This is a genomic window from Ruegeria sp. CDSA236, assembly GCF_059611285.1.
Genome location: NZ_JBXWPG010000001.1, coordinates 729,417 through 753,343 on the forward strand (window position 1 = coordinate 729,417; position 23,927 = coordinate 753,343).

General features: G+C 57.3%; 23 protein-coding genes. 15 read left to right on the forward strand and 8 right to left on the reverse strand.

The window, feature by feature from the left end:
- The first annotated feature begins 15 nt into the window (after positions 1 to 15).
- From AC2FLB_RS03720 to mdoH, 3 genes are read left to right on the forward strand one after another with little or no spacing between them, the layout of a single operon-like run.
- A complete protein-coding gene (locus AC2FLB_RS03720; protein WP_496708655.1) occupies positions 16 to 1,233 on the forward strand; it encodes an OpgC family protein in 1,218 nt (405 codons plus the stop codon).
- Positions 1,230 to 2,729, forward strand: a complete 1,500-nt coding sequence (locus AC2FLB_RS03725) for an OpgD/OpgG family glucan biosynthesis protein (protein WP_496708656.1) — start codon at positions 1,230 to 1,232, stop codon at positions 2,727 to 2,729. The genes AC2FLB_RS03720 and AC2FLB_RS03725 overlap by 4 nt, the downstream gene beginning before the upstream one ends.
- Entirely contained in the window at positions 2,726 to 4,594 is a 1,869-nt protein-coding gene (gene mdoH / locus AC2FLB_RS03730) for a glucans biosynthesis glucosyltransferase MdoH (RefSeq protein ID WP_496708657.1), read from the forward strand. Before AC2FLB_RS03725 ends, mdoH begins: the two co-directional genes overlap by 4 nt.
- Here mdoH and AC2FLB_RS03735 read toward each other — a convergent pair whose 3' ends face one another.
- Together AC2FLB_RS03735 and AC2FLB_RS03740 are read right to left on the reverse strand one after the other, a co-directional pair.
- On the reverse strand, positions 4,595 to 5,410 hold the full coding sequence (locus tag AC2FLB_RS03735) for a CE1 family esterase (RefSeq protein ID WP_496705807.1): 816 nt from the start codon (positions 5,408 to 5,410) through the stop codon (positions 4,595 to 4,597). It lies immediately after the preceding gene.
- Positions 5,407 to 5,880, reverse strand: a complete 474-nt coding sequence (locus AC2FLB_RS03740) for a rhodanese-like domain-containing protein (RefSeq protein WP_496708658.1) — start codon at positions 5,878 to 5,880, stop codon at positions 5,407 to 5,409. The genes AC2FLB_RS03735 and AC2FLB_RS03740 overlap by 4 nt, the downstream gene beginning before the upstream one ends.
- Before the next feature lie 226 nt (positions 5,881 to 6,106).
- On the opposite strand from AC2FLB_RS03740, the gene AC2FLB_RS03745 reads away from it, so the two are divergent.
- Genes AC2FLB_RS03745 through selD form a run of 7 tightly spaced genes read left to right on the forward strand, consistent with a single transcriptional unit; the run spans position 6,107 to position 14,202 of the window.
- Positions 6,107 to 8,980, forward strand: coding sequence for a monovalent cation/H+ antiporter subunit A (locus tag AC2FLB_RS03745; protein WP_496708677.1), 2,874 nt, complete (start codon positions 6,107 to 6,109; stop codon positions 8,978 to 8,980).
- Positions 8,980 to 9,339 (forward strand): Na+/H+ antiporter subunit C, encoded by a 360-nt coding sequence (locus AC2FLB_RS03750; RefSeq protein WP_142632852.1) that lies wholly within the window; start codon positions 8,980 to 8,982, stop codon positions 9,337 to 9,339. Before AC2FLB_RS03745 ends, AC2FLB_RS03750 begins: the two co-directional genes overlap by 1 nt.
- The gene (locus AC2FLB_RS03755; protein ID WP_496692433.1) at positions 9,336 to 10,880 is read left to right on the forward strand and encodes a monovalent cation/H+ antiporter subunit D; all 1,545 of its coding nucleotides are present in this window, start codon (positions 9,336 to 9,338) and stop codon (positions 10,878 to 10,880) included. Before AC2FLB_RS03750 ends, AC2FLB_RS03755 begins: the two co-directional genes overlap by 4 nt.
- Complete coding sequence (locus AC2FLB_RS03760; RefSeq protein WP_496692434.1) at positions 10,877 to 11,377, forward strand: Na+/H+ antiporter subunit E; 501 nt, start codon at positions 10,877 to 10,879, stop codon at positions 11,375 to 11,377. The genes AC2FLB_RS03755 and AC2FLB_RS03760 overlap by 4 nt, the downstream gene beginning before the upstream one ends.
- Positions 11,374 to 11,643 carry a K+/H+ antiporter subunit F gene (locus AC2FLB_RS03765; RefSeq protein WP_142632846.1) on the forward strand — a complete coding sequence of 90 codons (270 nt, stop codon included), beginning with the start codon at positions 11,374 to 11,376 and terminating at the stop codon, positions 11,641 to 11,643. The genes AC2FLB_RS03760 and AC2FLB_RS03765 overlap by 4 nt, the downstream gene beginning before the upstream one ends.
- Before the next feature lie 7 nt (positions 11,644 to 11,650).
- The gene (locus AC2FLB_RS03770) at positions 11,651 to 12,037 is read left to right on the forward strand and encodes a Na+/H+ antiporter subunit G (RefSeq protein ID WP_496692435.1); all 387 of its coding nucleotides are present in this window, start codon (positions 11,651 to 11,653) and stop codon (positions 12,035 to 12,037) included.
- A gap of 5 nt (positions 12,038 to 12,042) precedes the next feature.
- Positions 12,043 to 14,202, forward strand: a complete 2,160-nt coding sequence (gene selD, locus AC2FLB_RS03775) for a selenide, water dikinase SelD (protein WP_496708659.1) — start codon at positions 12,043 to 12,045, stop codon at positions 14,200 to 14,202.
- Here the strand turns inward: selD and mnmH are convergent.
- Both mnmH and AC2FLB_RS03785 read right to left on the reverse strand, forming a co-directional pair.
- Positions 14,193 to 15,245, reverse strand: a complete 1,053-nt coding sequence (gene mnmH, locus AC2FLB_RS03780; RefSeq protein ID WP_142632840.1) for a tRNA 2-selenouridine(34) synthase MnmH — start codon at positions 15,243 to 15,245, stop codon at positions 14,193 to 14,195. The two genes, selD and mnmH, sit on opposite strands and share 10 nt — an antisense overlap.
- Before the next feature lie 44 nt (positions 15,246 to 15,289).
- Positions 15,290 to 15,955 (reverse strand): SOS response-associated peptidase, encoded by a 666-nt coding sequence (locus AC2FLB_RS03785; RefSeq protein WP_496692438.1) that lies wholly within the window; start codon positions 15,953 to 15,955, stop codon positions 15,290 to 15,292.
- 55 nt (positions 15,956 to 16,010) lie between these two features.
- On the opposite strand from AC2FLB_RS03785, the gene AC2FLB_RS03790 reads away from it, so the two are divergent.
- Positions 16,011 to 17,669, forward strand: a complete 1,659-nt coding sequence (locus AC2FLB_RS03790; RefSeq protein ID WP_496708660.1) for a tetratricopeptide repeat-containing sulfotransferase family protein — start codon at positions 16,011 to 16,013, stop codon at positions 17,667 to 17,669.
- A gap of 65 nt (positions 17,670 to 17,734) precedes the next feature.
- On the opposite strand, the gene AC2FLB_RS03795 is transcribed toward AC2FLB_RS03790, so the two are convergent.
- A complete protein-coding gene (locus AC2FLB_RS03795) occupies positions 17,735 to 19,312 on the reverse strand; it encodes a bifunctional metallophosphatase/5'-nucleotidase (RefSeq protein WP_496692440.1) in 1,578 nt (525 codons plus the stop codon).
- A 107-nt stretch (positions 19,313 to 19,419) separates the two neighbouring features.
- Between AC2FLB_RS03795 and AC2FLB_RS03800 the strand changes: the two genes are divergently transcribed.
- The 4 genes from AC2FLB_RS03800 to arsC are packed head-to-tail and all read left to right on the forward strand — an operon-like array spanning position 19,420 to position 21,579.
- Positions 19,420 to 19,758: a DUF952 domain-containing protein gene (locus tag AC2FLB_RS03800; RefSeq protein ID WP_496692441.1), complete on the forward strand. Its 339-nt coding sequence runs from the start codon at positions 19,420 to 19,422 to the stop codon at positions 19,756 to 19,758.
- Complete coding sequence (locus AC2FLB_RS03805; RefSeq protein ID WP_496692442.1) at positions 19,755 to 20,186, forward strand: DUF1330 domain-containing protein; 432 nt, start codon at positions 19,755 to 19,757, stop codon at positions 20,184 to 20,186. Before AC2FLB_RS03800 ends, AC2FLB_RS03805 begins: the two co-directional genes overlap by 4 nt.
- Positions 20,183 to 21,241, forward strand: a complete 1,059-nt coding sequence (locus AC2FLB_RS03810) for a quinone-dependent dihydroorotate dehydrogenase (protein ID WP_496708661.1) — start codon at positions 20,183 to 20,185, stop codon at positions 21,239 to 21,241. The genes AC2FLB_RS03805 and AC2FLB_RS03810 overlap by 4 nt, the downstream gene beginning before the upstream one ends.
- Positions 21,238 to 21,579 carry an arsenate reductase (glutaredoxin) gene (arsC, locus tag AC2FLB_RS03815; RefSeq protein WP_142632827.1) on the forward strand — a complete coding sequence of 114 codons (342 nt, stop codon included), beginning with the start codon at positions 21,238 to 21,240 and terminating at the stop codon, positions 21,577 to 21,579. Before AC2FLB_RS03810 ends, arsC begins: the two co-directional genes overlap by 4 nt.
- On the opposite strand, the gene AC2FLB_RS03820 is transcribed toward arsC, so the two are convergent.
- Genes AC2FLB_RS03820 through AC2FLB_RS03830 form a run of 3 tightly spaced genes read right to left on the reverse strand, consistent with a single transcriptional unit; the run spans position 21,576 to position 23,836 of the window.
- A complete protein-coding gene (locus tag AC2FLB_RS03820) occupies positions 21,576 to 22,892 on the reverse strand; it encodes an MATE family efflux transporter (protein ID WP_142632825.1) in 1,317 nt (438 codons plus the stop codon). The genes arsC and AC2FLB_RS03820 overlap by 4 nt on opposite strands.
- A gap of 6 nt (positions 22,893 to 22,898) precedes the next feature.
- Positions 22,899 to 23,417 (reverse strand): PaaI family thioesterase, encoded by a 519-nt coding sequence (locus AC2FLB_RS03825; RefSeq protein ID WP_271948008.1) that lies wholly within the window; start codon positions 23,415 to 23,417, stop codon positions 22,899 to 22,901.
- Positions 23,417 to 23,836, reverse strand: coding sequence for a PaaI family thioesterase (locus AC2FLB_RS03830; RefSeq protein ID WP_142632821.1), 420 nt, complete (start codon positions 23,834 to 23,836; stop codon positions 23,417 to 23,419). Before AC2FLB_RS03830 ends, AC2FLB_RS03825 begins: the two co-directional genes overlap by 1 nt.
- Between the last annotated feature and the right edge of the window lie 91 nt (positions 23,837 to 23,927).

A 23,927-nucleotide genomic window follows, 5' to 3' on the forward strand; every position in this document is an offset into this window, starting at 1 on the left:
AAGGACAGAACTCGTATGGCGACTCTATCGCCCGCTTCTGATTTTGCACCTGTGGCAGCCACCTCGGCCGCCCCTGTTAGTACGCGCGACCCGCGTCTGGATTTCTATCGCGGAATTGCGATGTTCATCATCCTGATTGCGCATATTCCCAACGACCCCTGGGCCAAGTGGATCCCTGCCCGGTTTGGTTTTTCGGATGCAACCGAGATTTTTGTTTTTTGTTCGGGCATGGCCTCGGCCATCGCCTTTGGCGGCGCGTTCCTGCGCAAGGGCTGGTGGATGGGCACTGCGCGGGTATCATACCGGATCTGGCAGGTTTACTGGGCGCATATCGGCCTGTTCTTCTTTGTCGCGATGACGATGGCTGCGCTGAATCAAACAGGCCTGTTTGAGAAGAACTACATCTCGTCCCTGAACCTGCAGCATTTCTTCAATGATCCTGCGCCGCAGATCGTCGGCCTGTTCACCCTGACCTACGTGCCGAATTATTTCGACATTCTACCCATGTATCTGGTGGTTCTTGCAATGATGCCGCTGTTCATGGGCCTGTCCCGCATCGGATTCTGGGCAGTTGCAGCCACATCCGTTGCTATCTGGCTCGTGGCGCAGACCGACATTCTGGACCTGCCTGCCGAGCCCTGGTCGGATCGTCAGTGGTTCTTTAACCCTTTTGGCTGGCAGTTGCTGTTCTTTACTGGCTTTGCATTCATGCGCGGCTGGATCCCAGCCCCTCCGGTGTCAAAAACGCTGATCTGGGCAGCGGCGCTGTTCCTGATCTTTTCAATGCCCTTCGGGTCGTGGAAAGTGTTCACATGGGTGAATGCCGCAGCCCCGGACTTGGCCGATGAAATCCGCAAAGTCTGGCCCATCACGAAGGAATTCCGCGACAAGACCGATTTCGGTCTGTTTCGCTACATGCATTTCCTGTCGCTGGCCTATCTGGGCTGGGTCGCTGCTGGCGAGCATGGACATCGCCTGATCGCAACCGGTCAGAGCGCAGGTGCCAAAGCCTGGCAATTCGTACTGACCCTGGTCACCAAAGTGGGTCAGCAATCACTTGCCGTATTCGTATTTTCCATGGCAGCAGCACGACTTATCGGCGTTGGGCTCGATTTGTTTGGGCGGGATTTTGCCACTGTCTTTGTCGCTAATATGATTGGCTTTGCCATGATCATCAGCGTGGCCTATTTGGCCGCGTGGTTTAAGTCACAACCCTGGAAATCAAAGAAATGAAATTCACACGTCGCGCATTTCTGGCCACGACTTCGGCGCTTGCCTTCGCCCCGGCCACCTTTGCCGTGGGCGGAGAGGTCCCGTTTGACCGCAGTGACGTGATCTCGCTGGCCCGCGAGTTGGCCGCAAAGCCCTTTGCCGAGCGCGAGATGGTCCCGCAGGAATGGCAGGACCTGACCTATGAGCAATACCGCTCGATCCGGTTCCGCCTGGATCGTGCGCTTTGGTTCGAATCTGAGACGCCTTTCAACGTAGATTTCTTCACCCCTGGGCTTTATTTCCCCCGCACGGTTCAGGTGTCGACTGTAGAAGACGGCATGGCTAAACCCGTAGCCTTCGATCTGTCGATGTTTGACAAGTCGACCGAGGTTCCTCAGTTGCCCGTCGACGACACGCTGGGTTTTTCGGGCCTGCGCCTGCGGACTGAAATGCACCGCCCCGGAAAAACCGATGAGTTCTGTGTGTTTCAGGGCGCCAGTTACTTCCGGGCGATCGGCCTTCACGAGGTCTACGGCCTGTCGGCCCGGGGGCTGGCGCTGAAAACCGGCGATCCGGATGGCGAAGAATTTCCCGAATTCATTCGTTTCTGGCTGGAACGTCCCAAGCCCGGTCAGCGCAATATGGTGGTTCACGCCCTGATGGACAGCCCGAGCGTGACAGGGGCCTATCGGTTCAATGTCACGGCAGGCGCTGATTGCGTGATGGAGGTCGAGGCGACGCTCTTCCCGCGCACCGAGTTGACCCATGTCGGCATTGCGCCCGGCACGTCGATGTTCCTGTTCGATCAGACCAATCACAGCCGTTTCGACGATTTCCGCCCTGCTGTGCATGACAGCGACGGGCTGCTGATCCGCAACGGCGCTGGCGAGGTCCTGTGGCGGCCTCTGGCAAACCCGACCCGCCTGCAGTTCTCGTCCTTTGTCGACATGAACCCGCGCGGGTTTGGCCTGATGCAGCGCAAACGGGCGTTCTCGGATTATGCCGATCTTGAGGCGAGTTACCACAAACGCCCCGGCCTCTGGGTCGAGCCAACTGGCGATTGGGGCAAAGGCGCGGTCACTCTGGTCGAGATCCCTGCCGATCAGGAAATCTACGACAATATCGTCGCCTATTGGCGTCCGATGGAGCCCTATGCGGCCGGGAGCCAGGTGGACCTGTCCTACCGCCTGATCTGGGGTGAAGAACCACAGCGCACCCCGATGCCGCGTGTGATCAACACCGCGATGGGTGACAATACATTTGGCGAGGGCCGTCTGGCTGTGATCGACTTTGAGGCCAGCGAGCTATTCGACGAACCTGAGGCGATGACGATCTTTGTGGACTCGCCCCATGCAGAGACCTCGGTAGGCGTCCTGCAGCGCAACCCCGATACTGGCGGCCTGCGGTTGGCCTTTTCCTTCGAGCCGGGAGACCGGAACCATGTGGAACTGCGTGCGCAGTTGCTGAAAGACAAGCAGCCTGCCTCCGAAGTCTGGCTGTATCGTTGGACATCATGAGCAACGATCTGCATATCATGCCGCCTGAGGCACCCCTGGCGATGCCGGAGCAGAACTTCAGCGCTGGGTTCCGTGACGCTCAGGCGCCCGGCAGCAGGCAGGCATCTGCGGGATTCTGGCGTGCGCTGGCGTTCTCGCCTGCGATGGCGGCTACGCTGGGCATGCTTTGGGTCATGACCGACTGGTTCGGTGCCGAAGGGATCAACCTGATCGAAGCCATTCTGCTGACGCTGATCTCATTCAACTTCTTCTGGATATCCTTCACGGTCTGCACCGTGTTGCTGGGCATGGTTTCGCTGTCACGTCAGGAACAGCCCAAACGTCAGGGCCGCCCTCAGCCATTGCGCGTCGCGCTTCTTATGCCGGTCTATAACGAGGTTCCCTGGAACGTGCTGGGCAACGCCCGCACTATGCTGGAAGACTTGCGTGCGCGGGATGGCCAGCACCACTATGCGATGTTCATCCTCTCGGACACGCGCAACCCCGAGATCGCGGCGCAAGAGCAGGCAAGTGTCGAGGCGTTGCGCACCACCCTCGCCCCTGGGCTTGAGCTGTACTACCGCCGCCGCGAACAGAACACAGACCGCAAGGTCGGCAATATCGCCGATTGGGTCAGCCGCTGGGGCGCGGATTGGGATGCGATGCTGGTGCTGGATGCCGACAGCCTAATGACCGGCCGCGCCATCCTGCGCCTGACGGATTCCTTGGCACGTGACCCGGGCGCAGGCCTGATTCAGAGCTACCCTCAGTTGATCGGCGCGCAGTCAGTCTTTGCCCGGATGCAGCAGTTTGCCAATGGCGTCTATGGCATCGCTTTTGCTGAAGGTCTGGCCCGCTGGTGCGGTCAGGAAGGCAACTATTGGGGCCATAACGCGATTATCCGCACCAAAGCGTTTGCCAACTGCGCCGGGCTGCCGAAACTGCGCGCGATGAATGGTCAGGAAAAGCTGATCATGAGCCATGATTTCGTCGAGGCCGGCCTCATGCGGCGCGCCGGATGGGGCGTGCGGTTCCTGCCGCGTATCCGGGGCTCTTACGAGGAAACCCCGCCCACGCTGATCGACCACGCGTTGCGTGACCGGCGCTGGTGTCAGGGCAATTTGCAACACCTGAAGTTGCTGGGCTCAACCGGATTCCGCGCTGTGTCGAGGTTCCACATGTTCCATGGAGCAGTCGGATATCTGATGTCGCCGCTGTGGTTTGCCTTGCTGGTGATGTGGGCGCTGATCGGTCAGGGCGAGGATGCCTCGGTCCTGCATTATTTCAACCCCGACAATCCGCTGTTCCCGCAATGGCCCGAGATGTCGGAAACCCGCCACGTGCTGATCATTCTGGTCATGTATGCCATGTTGCTGGCCCCCAAGGTACTTGGCGTGCTTGCCCTGCCACTTAGCGGTGTGCGCTATACGGATTTCGGTGGCGCAGGTAAATTCATGACCTCATTCATCTCGGAAGTCATCCTGTCGATCCTCTATGCGCCGATCCTTATGGTGCAACAGATGATCGCCGTCTTCCGGACAATTCTTGGTATTCAAAAAGGCTGGTCTCCTCAGGCGCGGGATGGTGGCAGCTATGGACTGCGGACGCTGATCTTATGTCACACGCTGGAAACCATCAGCGGTATAGCCTTGGGCGCCGGCATCCTATCGGGTCTGGTGTCAATCTGGCTGGCTCCGATTGCCATAAGCCTGGCCTTTGCCATCCCGCTTTCCGCACTCAGCGGCGTTTCAACCTCACCGGCGCGGCGCATGGTCGGAATGAAAGAAGATGTTCTGGAACCGGCAATCACCCGGTCCGCCCGTCTCCACAGGGATGAATTGAAGCGCCTGGTCGAAGGCAAAACCGTCATGACTCCTGCCGAGTGATCAACCACCCGGCAGGCCCTCGTACCACTCTACCATCATATCCGACCATCCCTGCGGCACGTTGTGACCACCTGGGAAAAGTGCGAATTCCAACATCGCGCCATCGGCGCATCCGGTCCATCTGCGGCGCATGAATTGCCCGGTCGTGGAAAATCCGCTGGGTTTGGTATCGGCGCATTCGTTTGCGACCCGCCAAATTTCCAGACCGGCAAAGATATCGCCCTGATGGAATCGACCACCGCCCAAAAGACGCCCTTCCAGCGGGACTACATTGTCGATCCAGCCATGGGTGTGAAACATGCGCACCGGGCCATCGCAGGCCTCGGGATGCGGTCGCCAAAACCCACCTGAAACCGGAGCATAGGCCGAAAACGTATCCGGCGCCGCGCAGGCGAGGTAGTAGACCATGAAGGCCCCCGCAGAAAACCCGCCCAACACGACGCGGTCATCATCGACCCCGAACCGGTCCGACGCATCCTGAACCACCTCGCGCAGAAAAGCCGTTTCGTCACGCCCTTCCCAACCCGGGAAGAAATTCCAGCTTTGGCGGCCGTTACGCTCGGACCCCTCCGGTGCCATAACCGCATATCCGCGCGCAAGCAGAGGATCAACCAAGCTGCGGTTCTTCAGCGTTCTGGTCGCAGTCCCGCCATAACCGTGCAGAAACACCACCAGCGGTGGGTTTTCGGTTTCGGGAAGTTCGATATGGTACCCACCCGACGGCGTTTCGCACATGTCTTCCTGATCGACACAGGCGGCCATTCCTGCCTTACAGATCACGGCCATCCCGACCGACAGAAACAAGCTTCGGATCATTCTGCTTTCCCATCATAGTGTTGAACCGGCAGGCCTGCCCGGACCCAGCCCGGCCCTGCTGCTGAGCCTAACATACCCTCGGGCACGTCGATGATATTTGCGAACCCCGCCTCGGACAGCCGGTTGCTCAGCCGGGCCGAGCGCACACCGCGCGCGCAGATCAGGGCGATTGGGGCATCGAGGTCTCCGCCGACAATCTGCAGCAGCGCCTCATCAAAATCATCGCGACGCATGTCTAGGGGATGCGCGCCTTCGCCCACGCCTGAGGCATCCCATTCGCGTGGGGTACGGATGTCCACCAAAAATATTTCTCCCAGCCTAGCTTGCTGATGCGCATCCCCGACACTGATCCGACCGCCCGCATAGCTCTGCGGGATCAGGCGGTATTCACGGATTGCAAAACCGCCCAGAACAGCAGCCGCACCAAACAGCAGAACCTTTCGCCGTGTCCGGTTTGCCCCAGCAGCCACTGTAATCCCTCCTGATCCGATGCGGTCCTATGTATCACAGCAGCTTATCCAATTCCGTGTCGAAATTAACCTGCCTGTTCAAGTTCGTGTCATCGCCGCTTTACCTGTACCATCCTCTGCCTTGGGGCCCCTGAACAGGCAGAATGGCTTGCAATCGCTGGACACTCCGCGAATTATCCTTACAAAATCAATAGCACTTTTGACCGCCCAGACCGGAGTATCGCAGTTGTCCCTATTCCTCATCGCGGCCCTTCCCTTCCTCGGAGCTGTATTCCCAGCCCTTTTGATCCGGGCTGGACGAAATGCAGCAGCCTCGGCCGCTGGTTTGACCACTTTCCTGGCGCTGATGGGGCTGTTGATTCACATCCCAACCGTGATGCGCGGCGGGGTCGTTACCGCCCGGTTCGACTGGATTCCGGCACTGGGCCTAAACGCCAATTTCATGTTGGACGGCCTTGGGTTTCTGTTCGCGCTGCTGATCCTTGGCATCGGTTTGCTGATCATCCTCTACGCCCGGTTCTATCTCTCGCGCGAAGACCCGATGGGGCAGTTTTACACCTATTTGCTGCTGTTTCAGGGCGCAATGGTAGGAATCGTTCTGTCGAACAATATCCTGCTTTTGCTGATATTCTGGGAACTTACCTCGCTTAGTTCATTCCTTTTGATCGGATATTGGAAACACCTCCCCGAGGGACGACAGGGCGCACGTATGGCGCTGGCTGTGACCGGCTCTGGCGGCTTGGCGATGATTGCGGGGATGCTAATCCTGGGCAATATCGTTGGCTCTTATGACCTAAGCGTCATTCTCCAGAACAAAGAGCTGATCCAGTCTTCACCCTATTACATGCCAGCGCTGATCCTGATTTTGCTGGGGTGTTTCACCAAATCGGCACAGTTCCCCTTCCATTTCTGGCTGCCACACGCGATGGCCGCCCCTACGCCAGTATCGGCCTATCTGCACTCGGCCACGATGGTAAAGGCAGGGTTGTTCCTGATGGCCCGCATGTGGCCCGTTCTGGCGGGTACTGATGCGTGGTTCTACATTGTGGCCACAACCGGCCTGGTAACCATGCTGATCGGGGCCTGCATCGCCCTGTTCAAAGATGATCTCAAGGCGCTGCTGGCGTTTTCGACCGTGTCGCATCTGGGTCTGATAACCATGCTGCTGGGGTTTGGAACCAAGATCGCCGCTGTTGCTGCCATCTTCCACATCATCAACCATGCGACGTTCAAAGCAGCCCTGTTCATGACCGCCGGGATCGTGGATCACGAGGCCGGGACCCGCGACATCAAGCGACTGGGCGGATTGCGCCATTTGATGCCAATCACCTTCACCATCGGGACGATTGCCGCACTTTCCATGGCCGGTCTACCTCCGCTGAACGGGTTTCTGTCCAAGGAGATGATGCTGGAGGAAACGGTCCACACAACCTGGCTGCATTCGCATTATCTTGTGCCCGGACTGGCGCTGCTGGCGGCCTTGTTCTCTGCAGCCTATTCGTTCCGCTTTGTTGGTCACGTGTTCCTTGGTCCAGTACGCGACGATTACCCAACCCATCCACATGACCCACCGGCCGGGCTTTGGCTTGCACCCGCTTTCCTGGTCGTGCTTGTCGTCCTGATCGGTCTTTATTCCAACGCCATCGTAGGTCCGCTGGTGGCAGTTGTTTCAAGTGCGGTAATCGGGGGCGAGAAGCTGCCCTATTATTCGCTGAAACTCTGGCACGGGTTTACGCCTGCCCTGTATATGTCCGCGTTCGCGACACTGGGTGGCCTGGCCTTGCTGACACAGCATCGGCGCGGTGAGTTTATCTGGAATGCGCTGCCCAGACCCGAGGCGAAGACCATTTTTGACGCAGTGATCGCTGCGCTTACGACAACCAGCCGCTGGGTCACAGATACTCTGCATAACGGGGTCCTCAGCCGGTATGCGGCCATCCTGATCGTCTTTACGGTTGGGCTGGGATATTATGCATTCGCCACTGGATCTATTGGCGTTGAAACACGCGCGCCCCTACCCGTTCAGATCATTCCGTTCATTGGCTGGATCTGCCTGATCGCCGCGACGCTGGCCATCATGTGGTTTCACCGCAACCGGCTGTTATCCTTGGTGCTGATCGGGGTCGTGGGCCTGATCGTCTCGATGGCCTTCAACTATCTGTCCGCACCCGACCTTGCCCTGACACAGATTTCTGTCGAGGTAGTGACGATGATCCTGCTGTTGTTGTCACTTAACTTCCTGCCCACGGACACACCCTGGGACAGCAGCGCGGCGCGGCGTTGGCGGGATGCGGCAATTTCGGTCGTGGCAGGCATCGGATCAGGTGCGTTGATCTACGCGTTGATGCTGCGGGATTTCGGTTTCCCGAGCATTTCCGAATTCCATCTGGCCAACTCGTATAAGGGCGGCGGAGGCACCAATGTGGTCAACGTGATCCTGGTGGATTTCCGTGGCTTTGATACCTTCGGCGAAATCATCGTTCTGGGCATTGCCGCCCTGATCATCTTTGCCCTGACCGAGGCGGTTCTGGAAACCAATGTCCGGGGGTATTTGCTGAACCGTAAACCGCACTGGCCGCAATCGGGTGACTCTCATCCGTTGATGATGGTCGTGGCGACAAGAGTGATGATGCCGATCGCGCTGATGGTCGGGGCCTATATCTTTTTCCGCGGCCATAACCAACCAGGAGGAGGGTTCATCGCCGGCCTGGTCGTCGCCATCGCCTATCTGATGCAATATATGGCCAGCGGCTATACCTGGGCCATCGAACGGCAACGGTTCTATTATCACGGCACAATCGGCTGGGGCGTTCTGATCGCCGCAGCAACTGGAATTGGCGCATGGTTCAATGAACGTCCCTTCCTGACCAGCGATTTCGGATATCTGAACTGGCCGCCGCTGGAAGAGTTCGAATGGGCAACCGCCATGCTGTTCGATACCGGCGTGTTCCTTGCGGTTTTGGGCGCGGTGATGCTGGCACTGGATAGCCTGTCCCGCTTGGCCTGGCAGCCCGGCATGGCGCAGGAATTCCCGATGGATATCAACCCGCTGCGGGACGATCCGCCTGAAGAAGAACAAGAAGAAAAGGAGCAGGTCTGATGGAAGCGCTCGTAGCCTCTGCGGTTGGCGTGATGACCGCCGCCGGGATTTTCCTGATCCTGCGTCGCCGGACTTTTCCGGTCATTCTGGGCCTGTCGCTGCTGACCTATGCGGTGAACGTCTTTTTGTTTGCCACCGGGCGGCTGGCTTTGGACGCGCCGCCTGTTCTGAACAAATATGAAGAGGTCGCCTATACCGATCCCTTGCCGCAGGCCCTGGTGCTGACCGCCATCGTGATTTCATTCGGGATGACTGCGGTGATCGTGATGATCTCGCTTTCGGCTTACCTGTCGGCCAAGGATGACCACATCGACATGGCCGCGCATGACAATACGGACGCGCCGGGAGAAGACGCATGAACCATTGGATCGTTGCGCCAGTCGTCCTGCCCGCGATTCTGGCTCCGTTCATCATCATGGTCCTGCGATACCACCTTGATTTGCAGCGCATATTCTCGGTCGCCGGTGTCGTGGCACTGCTTGGCATCGCCCTGACAATCACCGCACAGGCCGCAGGTGGAGACATTCTGGTCTATGAGTTGGGCAACTGGCCAGCGCCCTTTGGAATCGTGCTGGTGCTGGATCGGTTATCTGCCATGATGGTCTTGCTGACCGCGCTTTTAGCCCTTCCGATAGTGCTTTATTCGATTGCCTCCGGATGGGATGCACGCGGCAAGCACTTTCATCCCTTATTCCACTTTCAGCTTATGGGCGTATGCGGTGCCTTTCTGACAGGTGACGCCTTTAACCTGTTCGTGTTCTTCGAGGTATTGCTGATCGCGTCCTACGGTTTGATGACGCACGGCGGTGGAGCCGTTCGGCTCAAGGCAGGCGTGCAATATGTCGCCTACAACCTTTTGGGCTCAACGCTGTTTTTGTTTGCCCTTGGCACGCTCTATTCAGTGACCGGCACGCTGAACATGGCGGATATGGCTGTACGGATTGCCGAGCTTCCGCTCGAAGACACCGCTCTGATAAGAGTGGGTGCTGCCCTGTTGCTGCTGGTATTCTGCATTAAGGCTGCAGTTCTGCCGCTGCATTTCTGGCTACCGGCCAGCTATGCGAATGCTCCTATGCCAGTTGCCGCGCTGTTTGCGATCATGACAAAGGTCGGGGCGTACTCGATCTTGCGCATGTACACGCTTGGCTTTGGCCCCGAGGTTTTGGTTGCGCATGATCTTGTGATCAACTGGCTGCAACCTGCCGCTTTGGTAACTTTGGCGGTTGGTACAATCGGCATATTGGGCTCACGACACATCGCGCGCCTTGTGGCTTTTTGCGCCATCGCGTCAATGGGTACCCTGCTGATCGCAATTTCCCTGTTCACCGAAACGGCCACTGCTGCCGCTTTGTTCTATATTTATCATTCGACACTGGCGACGGCACTGTTGTTCCTGATTGCTGATCTGGTGATCGAGCGGCGCGGAGGCGCAATTGCCCCAAAGCACCCAATGGCACAGACCGGACTGATTTCCGCACTGTTCTTTATTGGTGCGATTGCTTTGGCCGGGATGCCGCCCCTTTCCGGGTTCATTGGCAAACTGCTGGTCCTGGACGCCGCGCGAGATGCACCAGACGCAAATACGGTCTGGGCTGTGGTATTGATCGGCTCATTCGTAACCATAGTAGGGTTGGCCCGCGCCGGAACTTTGATCTTTTGGAAAAGCCATGACGCCAGCTTGACCACCGACCAAGCCGATACAACTGACGGCGAGACCGCCTTTCAGGCAGCCCCGGAACCTTCGCCCGGGTTGGCCTTTACGTCGGTATTTGCTTTGATCATCGGTCTGGTCATGCTGACATTGTTTGCCGGGCCTGCAATGAACTACGCTACCAGCACAGCGGAACAGTTGTTTGCACCCGAAAATTACATCTCGGCCGTGTTAGGGGTGGAAGAATGAAAAAACTGCTTCACCGGATATTCCCGCACCCGCATCTGACTTTCCTGCTGACGGTTGTGTGGATTTTGCTGGCAAACACACCATCGCTGAATTCACTGGTGTTTGGCCTTGTGCTGGGGATTATCATCCCCTTCGTCACACAGCCGTATTGGCCAGACCGGCCCGTTCTTCGGAATTGGCCGATGATCACCGAATACATATTGGTGGTTCTATGGGACATTGTTGTCGCCAATATGACAGTTGCCAGGATCATCCTGTTCAAACGGGATTCCGACCGTGAACCGAACTGGGTCTGCATTCCGCTGGAACTGCGCACACCCGAAGCGATTACGGTTCTGGCCGGGACAATCACCATGACCCCCGGCACCGTCAGTTGCGATCTGTCAGCGCAGGGTCACAACTTACTGGTACACTGCCTCGATGCGCCAAACCCGGACGAAGTACGCGATCAAATCAAGCAACGATACGAGCGCAGGCTAAAGGAGATTTTCGAATGATCGAGCTAGCAATCTACTTTGCCTTTGCCTGTTTCGGCGCAGCCATCATGATGTGCCTGTGGCGGATCATTACGGCCGATGGAGTGGGCACCCGGGTTCTGGCGCTGGACACGATGGTGATCAACACAATCGCCCTTATGGTGCTTTACGGGCTATTTCTGGGGACCGAGATTTTCTTCGAGGCCGCCATGATCATCGCAATGCTCGGCTTTGTCTCAACCGTTGCCTACGCGCGCTTTATGCTGCGCGGCAATATCATCGAGTGAGGGCGACATGTCGGTAATTTTTGAGTTTCTGGTCGCCTTCTTCCTGGTTGTTTCAGGCATATTTGGTTTTGTCGGATCGTACGGAATGATCAAGCTAAAGGACCCGATGTCCAGGCTCCATGCCCCCACCAAAGCGACAACGCTTGGGGTGGGTGGCGTTCTGATCGCCTCAATCATCCATTCCGTATTGATCGAACATCACCTGTCTCTGCACGAGCTGCTGATCACGCTGTTTCTGTTCCTGACTGCTCCGATCACGGCCCTGTTTATTGCCAAATGGCATATTCACCGCCATGAAAAGCCCCAGGATCTGCCGGACGCGGGTGAGGACAGAATCTGGGCCACACATGCGGTCGAACAGGTCGAAGACGTTCCTGATCACAGAAACACCTGATACCTATGTATAGACCTCCGCTGCCCCTGACCCGCGATCTGGTTCTTATCGGCGGCGGTCATACGCACGCGCTGGTGTTGCGAAAATGGGGGATGAACCCTCTGCCTGGCGCGCGCCTGACGGTCATCAACCCCGCGCCTTCAGCCCCCTATTCAGGGATGCTGCCCGGTTTCGTTGCCGGTCATTATCGCCGGGGTGATCTGGATATTGATCTGGTGCGCCTGGCTCGCTTTGCCGGGGCACGGGTGATATTGGGTGCCGTCGAAGGGTTAGACCCTGACCGGCAAGAGGTACATGTGCCCGGCCGACCGCCCGTCGCCTATGATGTAACCTCGGTTAATGTTGGCATTACATCCGACATGCCGGCCCTGCCTGGATTTTCCGACCATGCGGTCCCCGCAAAACCGTTAGGGTCTTTTGCCACCAAATGGGCCGAGTACCAATCTGGCGCAGGCGCCGCCTCGGTTGCCGTGATCGGTGGTGGTGTTGCCGGGGTCGAGTTGATCATGGCGATGGCCCACGCTCTGCGTTCCGCAAACCGCAGCGCCCGGTTGACCCTGATCGACAATACTCGGGCCCTGACCGCGATTGGCGCAAAGGCGGCCTCGGTCATTCGCAATGCGATGGCTGACCTTGGCATCGACGTGATCGAACAGGCCGCCATCGTTGAAATTCATGCGGATCACATCCGGTTGGAGGACGGGCGCCAGATTGCGGCTGAATTCGTGACGGGGGCGGCGGGGGCCAAACCCTATGGTTGGATGGCGCAGTCCGGGCTGGATCTTCACGATGGATATATCACGGTGAATAGCAGGCTGCAGTCCAGCAATCCTTTTGTGTTCGCAGCCGGCGATTGTGCCCATCTGTCAGAAAACCCCAGACCAAAAGCAGGTGTTTATGCCGTCCGAGAAGCCCCGATTCTTTATGACAATCTTCGGGCCTCACTGGGTGTCGGAAAGATGCGCCCCTATCATCCGCAAAAAGATTACCTCAAGCTGATATCGCTGGGTGGGAAATCCGCATTGGCCGAGCGATTGGGAACCTCGCTCAGTGGTCCGTTGATGTGGAAATGGAAGAACCATATCGACCAGAATTTCATGAATAAGTTCCGGAACCTACCGCAGATGAAAGCAGCAGAGTTGCCCCGCGACCACGCTTTGGGCGTGCCCGAAGTCCTGGGTGAAAAGCCCATGTGCGGTGGGTGCGGCGCAAAGATTGGGCGTCGCGCTTTGCGCAGTGTTCTGTCTGATTTACCGCCCCCCGATCGGCAAGACGTAATACCGCTTTCAGGTGACGATGCGGCTTTGCTTCTCACCGGCGGCGCGCGGCAGGTGATGACCTCGGACCATTTGCGCAGCTTTACCAATGATCCGGTTTTGATGACACGGATCACGGCCATTCACGCATTAGGTGATATCTGGGCGATGGGTGCGGCACCGCAGGCCGCCACCGCGACGATTATTCTGCCTCGGATGTCACCCGCACTGCAACAACGTACCATGTCAGAAATCATGGCCACCGCTAGTGACGTCATCCGCGCAACCGGGGCCGAAATCGTCGGAGGCCACAGTTCGATGGGGGATGAGATGACCATCGGGTTCACTCTGACCGGCCTGTGCGAAAACGACCCGATCATCTTGTCCGGAGCCCGCAAGGGCGACGCTTTGATCCTGACCAAGCCGATTGGCAGCGGCGTGATCATGGCCGCCGAAATGGCCGGTTTGGCCAATGGCATCTGGGTCGCAGAGGCGTTCCGCCACATGGTTCAGCCGCAAGGCGAAGCTGCGCGCATTCTGTTCAGTGCCCATGCGATGACCGATGTGACCGGGTTTGGTCTGGCAGGGCATCTGCAAGGTATTTGCGGTGCCTCGGACTGCGGTGCGGTAATTGCTCTGGATGCGGTTCCCGTGATGGCCGGGGCTGTGGAGCTTAGCGCAAGCGGTGTTCGGTCCACGATCTTCGAAGACAACCGCGCCATTGCGCCTGAACTCGCCAACGGACCTAAGGCTGATCTTCTTTTCGACCCTCAAACCGCCGGAGGGCTATTGGCCGCTGTCCAAGCCGATGACGCGCCAGGCCTGTGTGCAGACCTACATGCGGCTGGATATCCGGCAGCAATCATCGGCATGATCGACGATACGCCGGGTTTAAAACTTCAGAGCTGATCCAGGACCTGTTCGACCCGCACAGCGACCTCTTTCAGACCGGTACTTGCCAGCGAGGGCACCTGGATCGAGGCTACAATTTCGGCGCTGTGTACGCGCGCCGACTTGGCATAAGCCGGGTCGTAATGCTGTTCCATAAGTGACCGTGTAAGGGCCAACTTGTTATCCCCATCAATCAGCGCAAACCACCCATCCACCACCTCATGCCCACGGTGAGACCTCAGCGGCGACAGGAGATCTTTCAACCGCTCGGCATCGCTGAGGACATCGTCATATGCCGAGACCAGATATTCCGCGCGCGCTTCTATCGGGGCATCAATCTGAATACGCACGGCCGCACACATGGCGGACCACAGCCTCGGCGGCAGGATCAAAGAGCCGATTTTGGACGATTCCGCTTCGACTACGACGGGACGGGTGGGATCAAAACCACAAAGTTCTGCGGCCAGCGCGGATTCGAATGCCTTTTGACTGGGTTGTCCGCCCGGCATTGCCCCCAGCAACGACCCCCGGTGATTGGCAAGCCCTTCGAGATCCAGAACCTGGACACCACGTTCCTGAATGTGTGTAAGCAGTTCGGTCTTTGCTGTGCCCGTATACCCATCCAGAAGGACGAATTGAAACAGCAACGGATCGTCATACAGATACCGGCTCACCAAGCGGCGATAAGCCCGATAGCCGCCCTCGACAACTTCGGCCCGCCAGCCAATCTGTTGTAGCATCCAGGTAAACGAACCAGATCTCTGCCCACCGCGCCAGCAATATACAAGGGGTTTCCACCCCCCTTCGTGATGGGACAGGCTGTGTTCAATGTGGTTGGCCGCATTCCTGAAAACCAGAGCCGCCCCCAGCTTGCGGGCCAGAAACGGGCTTTCCTGGACATAAATCGTCCCGACGCGCGCCCGTTCGTCGTTATCCAGAACTGGCAGGTTGATAGATCCGGGCAAATGATCCTCGGCAAATTCAGCCGGGCTGCGCACGTCTATGGTTGTGTCGAACTCATGCGCGTATAACTGCTGAAGGCTGGTGATTTTCAGAACCATGTCAACGATCTAACGCGCGTGGGAACGGATGGAAAGCCACGGCGTCAACCGGCGATGGGATCGACAAGCGCCGGCCCGCTGGCCCGATTGGAATTGACGCCCCGATCGACGCGGTGAAAGCCAAGAATATCTTCATGTCCCGGAGACACCAGCCGCGCAGCCCCCTTACCCGCTTCACCCAGCCATAGAGGCCAGTTTTCGGGTTCGACAATCAAGGGCATGCGGTGGTGAATGCGTCCCAGGTTGCGGTTCGCCTGTGTCGTAACTATCGCGCATGTTCCCATCCGGTCGCCCTCAGGGCCCCACTCCTGCCAGACGCCACCAAAGGCAATCGGGGCCGCGTCATTTCTGTATATGTACCAGGGCAGCCGGTCGCCGGTCTCGGTTTTTGTCCATTCATAGAACCCGCTGGCGATAATCAAACATCTCCGTTCCCTGCAGGCCGCCCTGAAAGCCGGTTTTTCAGCTAGCGTTTCGGCGCGGGCATTGATCAACAATGGCCCAGCGGTTTTGGACTTGTACCAGTGTGGTAAAAACCCCCAACGCAAGGCATCCAACTGACGCCCGGTTTCGCCTGCCCTGACCACATGCACCTGACATGTCGGGCAAACGTTGAAATTCGGGACAACAGGCAGAGCATTGGCCGGGCGCGCAGAAAACAACTGGGCCATGGCATCATTTGGAAGGGTTATTGCAAACCGTCCGCACATAGGTAATGAACTTTCAACAATCGTTTTCTACAGGCACAGGTTCTCACGGGGTCATATGCAAAATCAAACGGCGAAAACCTTAAAAGTCAAAGCTGTCGCAGCGCTGGAAGAAGGCAAATTCCAGGCTGCGCTGAAAAAGGCTCAACTTGGCGTAAAAAAGTTTCCGACCGACTCGGATTTTCATGCCATTTCCGGTTTTGTTCTGACCGAGATGAAACAGTATAAAAGGTCGATCCCGCATTTTGTCGAAGCCGCGCGGATGAAACCTGACGATCCGCAATTCGTCGAAAACCTCGCCAATGCTCTTATGCAAACCGGCCAGATGGCCAAAGCCTTGGAATATGCCGAACTCAAGGCCGAAAAATTCCCAGCCAGCAAGGAACTGAACCGGGTCATTGATGAGATTACGCTGAAAGGACAGAATTGGCGCCTGATCATTGATCACGTGACCAAAAAACTTCAAAGCGACCCTGAAAATGTCAGCCTGTTGTCGACTCGTGCCCGCGCCTATGGCCGCATCGGTTATATCGAGCACAACTCACGCGATATAACCAAGGCGTATGAATTGGCACCGGACAACGAAAAGATAGCCTTTCAAAAAGCCGTAAATCTGCACCAGAGTGGCGACAAAAAGGGATGCGCCAATATTCTGCAGGGCATCTACGCCAAAGAACCTTTCCATGTTGCCACCCTTCTTCAGCTTTCGACAATGTCCAGCAAAGAGGACGCCCCGAAACTGATGCAGGCGGTAGAAGCAGCGATATCCGAAAGCGTACACGAGCTGTCGGAACTGGAATTTGCCAAGGCCCACCTGATCCAAAAAGCCGATAGCCTTGGCGCAGCACTGCCGCAATTTGCACGTGCCAATGCCATCCAACACAATGTCAAACCCTATGATTTAGAGGCGGAAGAACAGAAGTTCGAACGTATCACTGGCCTGTTCCCTGTAGGGGGAAGAGTTCCTTGGTCCGAACAAACCGATCAGCCGGTTCCGATCTTCGTTCTGGGCCAGCCGCGCTCTGGCACAACGCTCATGGAAATGATGCTGAGCTCCGCGCCAGACATTGCTGGCTGCGGCGAACTGACGGTTGGGGCCGATCTTTCGCGCGACTACGCACAACATCGCAAGACCTTCGATTCCACTGCCGCAGCGAAATATGCCAAAGAGTTCCGAGAGTTGATGCCGCCGATCCCCGATGGCTCAACCGCTTTTGTTGACAAGATGCCCCACAATTTTCAGCGGGTCGGCTTCCTGTTGTCGGCATTCCCAAACGCCAAGATAATAAACATGCTGCGTGATCCGCGCGATGTTGGTCTTTCGAAATGGATCCGCCGGTTCCCTGCGGGTGGCATGAACTATGCCTCGAATCTTGAGACCATTGCCCATTCTGCCAACCTGTATCGTCGCTATATGGCGCATTGGGATGCTGTTTTTGGCGACAAGATCCTGACCGTTCCATATGAAAAGCTTGTCGCGGACCCCGAAACCTATAGCAAGCAGGTCGCCGCTTTCTGCGACCTCGAATGGACCGAGACGATGATGCATCCGGAAGAGAATACCAAACAGGTCCGGACTGCCAGTATCGACCAGGTTCGCAACAAAATCTCAACCAAATCCATTGGGGGATGGCGATCTGTGTCGGAACATATCCAGCCCATGCTTGCGGGTTTTGATACAGGGCTTTGGCCGGAATACGACATTGATCAAGGCTGAAGGTTAGCTGAATGAAATAGGGCCGCATCCCAAGGTGCGGCCCTTTTCGTTTCGCTCTGGTCGCCTTACTTTTGCTTGATGCGACCGTCCAGATAAGGCTGGTAAGGCGCGTTTTCGGCTAGGTATTCCGCCGTGACATCCGCCAGATCCGGGCCAAAGTCATAGGCATTTTTATCGTCGCCTTCGAACATACTGTACCCGTCACCGCCATTTCTGACGTAGTTATTGGTAACGACAAGATAAGTCGCCGCCGGATCAATCGGGGTAAGCCCATCGCCGTTGGATACCATGACCTCTGATACGCGCCCTTCGTTTGGTGCCACCGATGCGTCCCAAACAAAGGTCAGACCGGCAACCTGCGGAAAGCGGCCCTTGACCTCTTCTACCTGGCTCACGCCGTTTTCAAGCGCGTCAACGATGCCTTGTCCGCTGATCTCAAAGGTTGAAAGCGTATTCTGGAACGGCAGCACGGTCAGAACTTCACCCATGGTCACATCGCCAGGGTCAATCGAAGCACGCAAGCCGCCAGAGTTCGCAATCGCGATATGAACGCCCTGATCAGCAACCCGCGCAAGCATGGCATCAGCGACCAAATTGCCCATCTGACATTCCTGAACACGACAGATCGAACGGTCACCCTCAATCGCCTCAGACGTGCTGGCCACGACCTTATTGCGGATTTCGTCCAAAGGAGCGGCCAGTTCCGCGATACGGTCCAGCGAGGCCTGATCTTCGGCCACGTTGTTGTCCATGATTAGCGGCTCACCAGCCGCCGCGACAACATTTCCGTCGTCATCAAAAGTGACATTCAGCTCGCCCAGGAATTTGCCATAGGCATAGGCCTGAATGATCTGCACGCCATTGACCACCGTCGGATAGGGGCCAACAGCCTTGTCAGAAACGTTGGACAAATATGTATTGGAATGCCCACCTACGATTACGTCAACGCCGGTCGTTTCCTGCGCAACACGCTGGTCGACAGAATATCCCGAATGGCTGAGAACGATGATCTTGTTCACGCCTTCCGCGGTTAGCTTGTCCACTTCGGCCTGAACCGCGGGAACCGGGTCCGAGAATGTGATGTTCGGGCCAGGAGAGGCCAGTTCGTGCGTGTCTTCCGGCGTCAGGCCAACAAGGCCGACTTTTTCTCCGCCGACTTCAATCACTGAAGACTTTTTGATCTTGCCACTCAGCAATTCTTCGCCTGAAAAATCCGCGTTCGACATCAGCACCGGGAAATCAACCGTGTCGATAAAGCCGCGCAGGACTTCCGGGCCATCATCGAATTCGTGGTTGCCCACGGTCATAGCGTTATAGCCCAGTTTGTTCATGAACTCGGCCGCGACCTTGCCCTTGTAATAGGTATAGAACAACGAGCCCTGAAACTGATCGCCGCCATCTACCAGGATCGAGTTTTCGGCACGTCCGCGGGCTTCTTCCACTGCTGTAACGAGACGGGCAGATCCGCCAAAACACTTACCTTCGGCGTTGTCATCTGAACTACAGCCGCTGTCATATTTGTTGATCGGCTCGATACGCGAATGAAAGTCGTTGGTGTGCAGAATGGTCAGTTTATATTCGGCGGCGGCCATTCCTGCAGTCAAACCCAGCACAGCAGCCGAGGCTAGGAAACGGGTGAACATATTTTAACTCCCTTTGTTAATTGCCAAGATGTTGCGCCGCCTTCAGCAAAGAGTCAAAGGGGGAAATCCGGCTTGAATCTAGCCGCAGCGCGGGGCATGACCGTTCTATGCTGATTTACAAGATTTTCCGCGCCAACGAATGGACGGCGCTGCAGACCGATGGCGCCACGGATGGTGCTCCGATTGATGTTTCGGACGGTTTTGTCCACTTTTCGACAGCTGAACAAGCTGCGGAAACCGCTGCCAAGCATTTTGCCGGCGCCGAAGGTTTGACGCTGTTGGCCTGCGATGCTGACGCGATGGGCGAGGAACTGAAGTGGGAGGTTTCGCGCGGGGGCGCTCTGTTTCCGCATCTCTACCGTCAGATCCGCATGACCGACATAGCTTGGTCCTGCCCCCTGCCCTTTGACGGCAACGCGCATCGCTTCCCGGACGACATGAAATGACGGAATATATCGACCCGGATCGCGCCCAGTTCGAAGCCTTCAAGGTGCTGGATCGTGACCACCCGATCGAGATGCTGAACCTGGTGAGGTTCCGCAGCCGGGCCGAATATCCATCGGGGCACGAACTGGCCAAAAGCGGTCTGTCGGGCGCTCAGGCTTATCGAAATTATGGGATCGAAACCGGGCCGATCATTGCCCGCCTTGGGGCAAAGATCATTTGGCGCGGCGCGTTTCAGACTACGTTGATTGGCCCAAAGGATGAGCTATGGGACGCGGTATTTATCGCGCGTTACCCATCGGCCCATGCCTTTCTGGAAATGATATCCGACCCTGATTACAAACAGGCGGTCGTGCATCGTCAGGCTGCGGTGAAGACCTCTCGCCTGATCCGGTGCGCGCCGACCGAAGGCGGAGAAATGTTTGGATGAAACTGACTGAAAAGCTGGGGCTGGCTGCCCTGCACCGGCTGGATCCGGAAACCGCACATACCCTGTCGATCAAGGCCCTGAAAGCGGGGCTTATGCCTGCGCCGGGGCCGGTCACCTCGCCGCGTTTGCGGACCAAAATCGCCGGGCTGGATCTGCCCAATCCGGTTGGTCTGGCCGCAGGGTTCGACAAGAACGGAGAGGTTCTTGGCCCCCTGTCTCGCGCCGGGTTTGGGTTCATCGAAGTCGGTGCCGTTACCCCACGCCCGCAGCCCGGCAATCCCAGGCCGCGCCTATTCCGCCTGACCGAAGACCAGGCTGCCATCAACCGCTTTGGCTTTAACAACGAAGGGATGGAGGCCATGGCCCGTCGTCTGGCGGCGCGCCCCAGGGATGCGGTGATCGGACTGAACCTTGGTGCGAACAAAGACAGCGATGATCGACCCGGCGACTTTGCCAAGGTACTGGCCCATTGTGGGGCGCATCTGGATTTCGCTACGGTCAACGTTTCATCTCCGAACACTGAAAAGCTGCGGGATTTGCAAGGCAAAGCGGCGCTGAGCGCTCTGTTGAGCGGCGTAATCGAAACCCGAAACACCCTGTCGCGCCCTCTACCAGTATTCCTCAAGATCGCCCCCGATCTGACCGAGGATGAGCTGCGGGATATCGCCGAAGTGGCCCATGAATCGGGCGTTGATGCGGTCATCGCCTCGAACACCACTTTGTCGCGCGATGGGTTGCGCAGCGCACACAGAGACGAAGCAGGCGGCCTGTCCGGCGCACCTTTGTTCGAAAAATCCACCCGCGTTCTTGCCCGGTTTAGCCATTTGACCGACGGTCAGATTCCGTTGATCGGTGTTGGTGGCATCAGCACAGCAGAACAGGCCTATGCCAAGATATGCGCCGGTGCTTCGGCCGTGCAATTCTACACCGCGATGGTTTTCGGTGGTATCTCACTTGCGGCGGAAATCGCGCGAGGTTTGGATGACTTGCTGGCGCGCGACGGGTTTGAAACCGTTGCGCAGGCCGTTGGAAGCAAAAGACAGGACTGGATATGATCGAATACTGGCACAATCCCAGATGCTCTAAGTCTCGCGCAGGGCTCGCTTTGCTTGAGGAAAACGGAGCGCAGGTCGAAATTCGCAAATACCTTGAGGATACGCCCTCGGCAGACGAAATCCGGGCCGTACTTACACGCCTTGATATCCCCGCCATCGACCTGATGCGGACTAGCGAAAAGCTGTTCAAGGAACTGGGCCTAACCAAGAATACCGCTCAGGATGACCTGATCACAGCAATGGCGGCCCATCCGATTTTGATCGAGCGTCCGCTTGCAATCAAAGGGGACAACGCAGCCATTGGTCGCCCTACGGAATCCCTTCTGGACCTTCTTTAGGCGACCAAAGCCTCAAGCTTGGGGTATCGCCATCCCAGCGTGCAGGCACGCGCGATGTTCAAGATCATCAGCGCGGCCCAAAGGCCGTGATTGCCGAGCGCAGGCACCAATATGAACAGGGCCAAAACATAAATCGCAACCGAATGGATCATCGCATTGCGCATTGCGCGCGTCCAGGTCGCGCCTATGTAGATGCCGTCAAACATCCAGCTTGCCACACCGATCACCGGCGCCAGCGCCGCCCAGACCAGATACTCGCGTGCGGCTAGTCGCACCTCAGGTGCAGTTGACATCAGGTCGATCAACGCTGGCCCGGCCAGATAGAAAACCGCACCAAGTACAAATGCACCCCCTACCCCCCATTGCGAAGCCATGGCCGCGGCTCGGCGCACCTGATGCCGATCCCGCGCGCCAATGGCGCCGCCGACCAGTGCTTCGGCGGAAAAGGCGAACCCATCCAGTGCAAAGGCGGTAATTTCGAGAAACTGCAGCAAGACCTGATTGGCTGCCAGATTAACATCCCCCAGATCCGACCCGACGAAGAGGAATGTGGTAAAGGCGCCGGTCAGCAATACCGAACGGACCATGATGTCACCATTCACCTGCATCATCCGACGCAGACGCGTGGGATCAAAAATTCGCGGCCAGTCACGCCATTGATTCCCGGTAAAAGCACTGCGGCACAGCCAGAGACCCAGTGCCAGCCCGCTCCACTCGGCGATGAGCGTCGCGATGGCCACCCCCTCGACGCCCCAACCCAGACCAAGCACAAACCACAGATCCAGCAGAATATTCAGCCCGTTCATCCAGACCTGCAGGACAAAGACCCCACGCGTACGTTCAATCGCAATCAACCAGCCAGTGATGGCGAACAGCGCAATCGTTGCCGGCGCACCCCAGATGCGTATCCGCAAATAGTCGCGGGTCAGCGCCTCAACTTCGGGGCTGGCGGGGGAAAGGGCAAAAGCCCCTTTGAACAAAAGGACCTGGGCCAATATGAAAACCATACCTGCCGCACTGCCCAGCAATATGCCCCGCATCAGCAGCGCACCGGTTTCTGCAGTGTCACCTGCCCCGCGCGCCTGCGCCGCCAGGCCGGTGGTCCCCATCCTCAGAAAGCCGAATATCCAGTAGATCGAGGCCAGAATCACGGCCCCCATCCCAACAGCCCCAATCGGCGCAGCCAGACCCATCTGCCCGACTACGCCAGTATCCACGGCCCCAAGGATCGGAACCGTGGCATTCGACAGCACGATGGGCGCTGCAATTTTAAGCACGCGCCTGTGCGTGATGGGTGCCGAGGCGTCTTGCATGGAAATCTACTCAGCTTTCGATTTGGACTGCGGCATCAGAAAATGCCCGCTGGCCTGTGCGAAAGGACGCTGATGATTGTCCTGCCACGCTTCGACACGAACCGACGCATACCGGCGCCCTAATCGGCGAACAAAGGCACGCGCATAGGCATCCCGAGGCAAGCCCGATCGCAGGTAATCAACGGTGAAATCGACTGTTTTTGGAAACATGATGGTTTCATCTTGAAAGACCGTGCTGGCATCCAATTCGCCGTTTTCGATCCGGGGAAAGAAATACTCCCAACTCAGGGTGATAACCGCGGTTACTTCCAGAAAGGCAGCCGTCACACCACCATGAAGCGCCGGAAGCATCGGGTTTCCGATCAGCTTTTGGTCAAAGTTCAGTACCCCGGTCAACTCATTTCCCCGCCGGTCAAATTCGATTCCGAGAAACTGAATATATGGAACACCATCCACGATTGCCTTCAGTGCTGCATCGCGACGCTGTTCGATAAGCTGCATGGCTTCGGGCCGAGGTCGTGACATCATCGGCTCTCCACTGTGAATGAACCGGTGGCGGTTGCCACGGGCAGGTCCTTGTCCTCATCCATCGCAGTTGCGCGGACAAAGGCCACGTTTCTGGTGATGTGATAACAGACAGCATGTGTCGTAATGCTCTGCCCTGGCGTCGCCGGGCGCATGTAGTCTATCCGCAGATCTATTGTCGCGGTGGCGCCGGGCGAAGAAGGATGGCACATGACCGCGGAACCGCAGCAGGTGTCAAGCAGGGCAAAAACCGCCCCGCCATGGATCACACCCGTGCGTGGATCACCGATCAGTTCGGCCTTGTAGGGCATCGAAATCTCGGCCTCGCCATTACCCATTTTGGTGAGTGTCAAACCCAAAGCTTTGGCATGCGGAATGGCCTCAATAAACTGTCGTGCTATAGCAGCTTTGTCGACCATCTACTTGTGTCCTCTCTGTTTCTCCCTTTATGAGCGTCAGGCTAGCAAAAGAGCAAGCCCGCCTGTTGCGCTTGAACTCGCCACGTCCTAC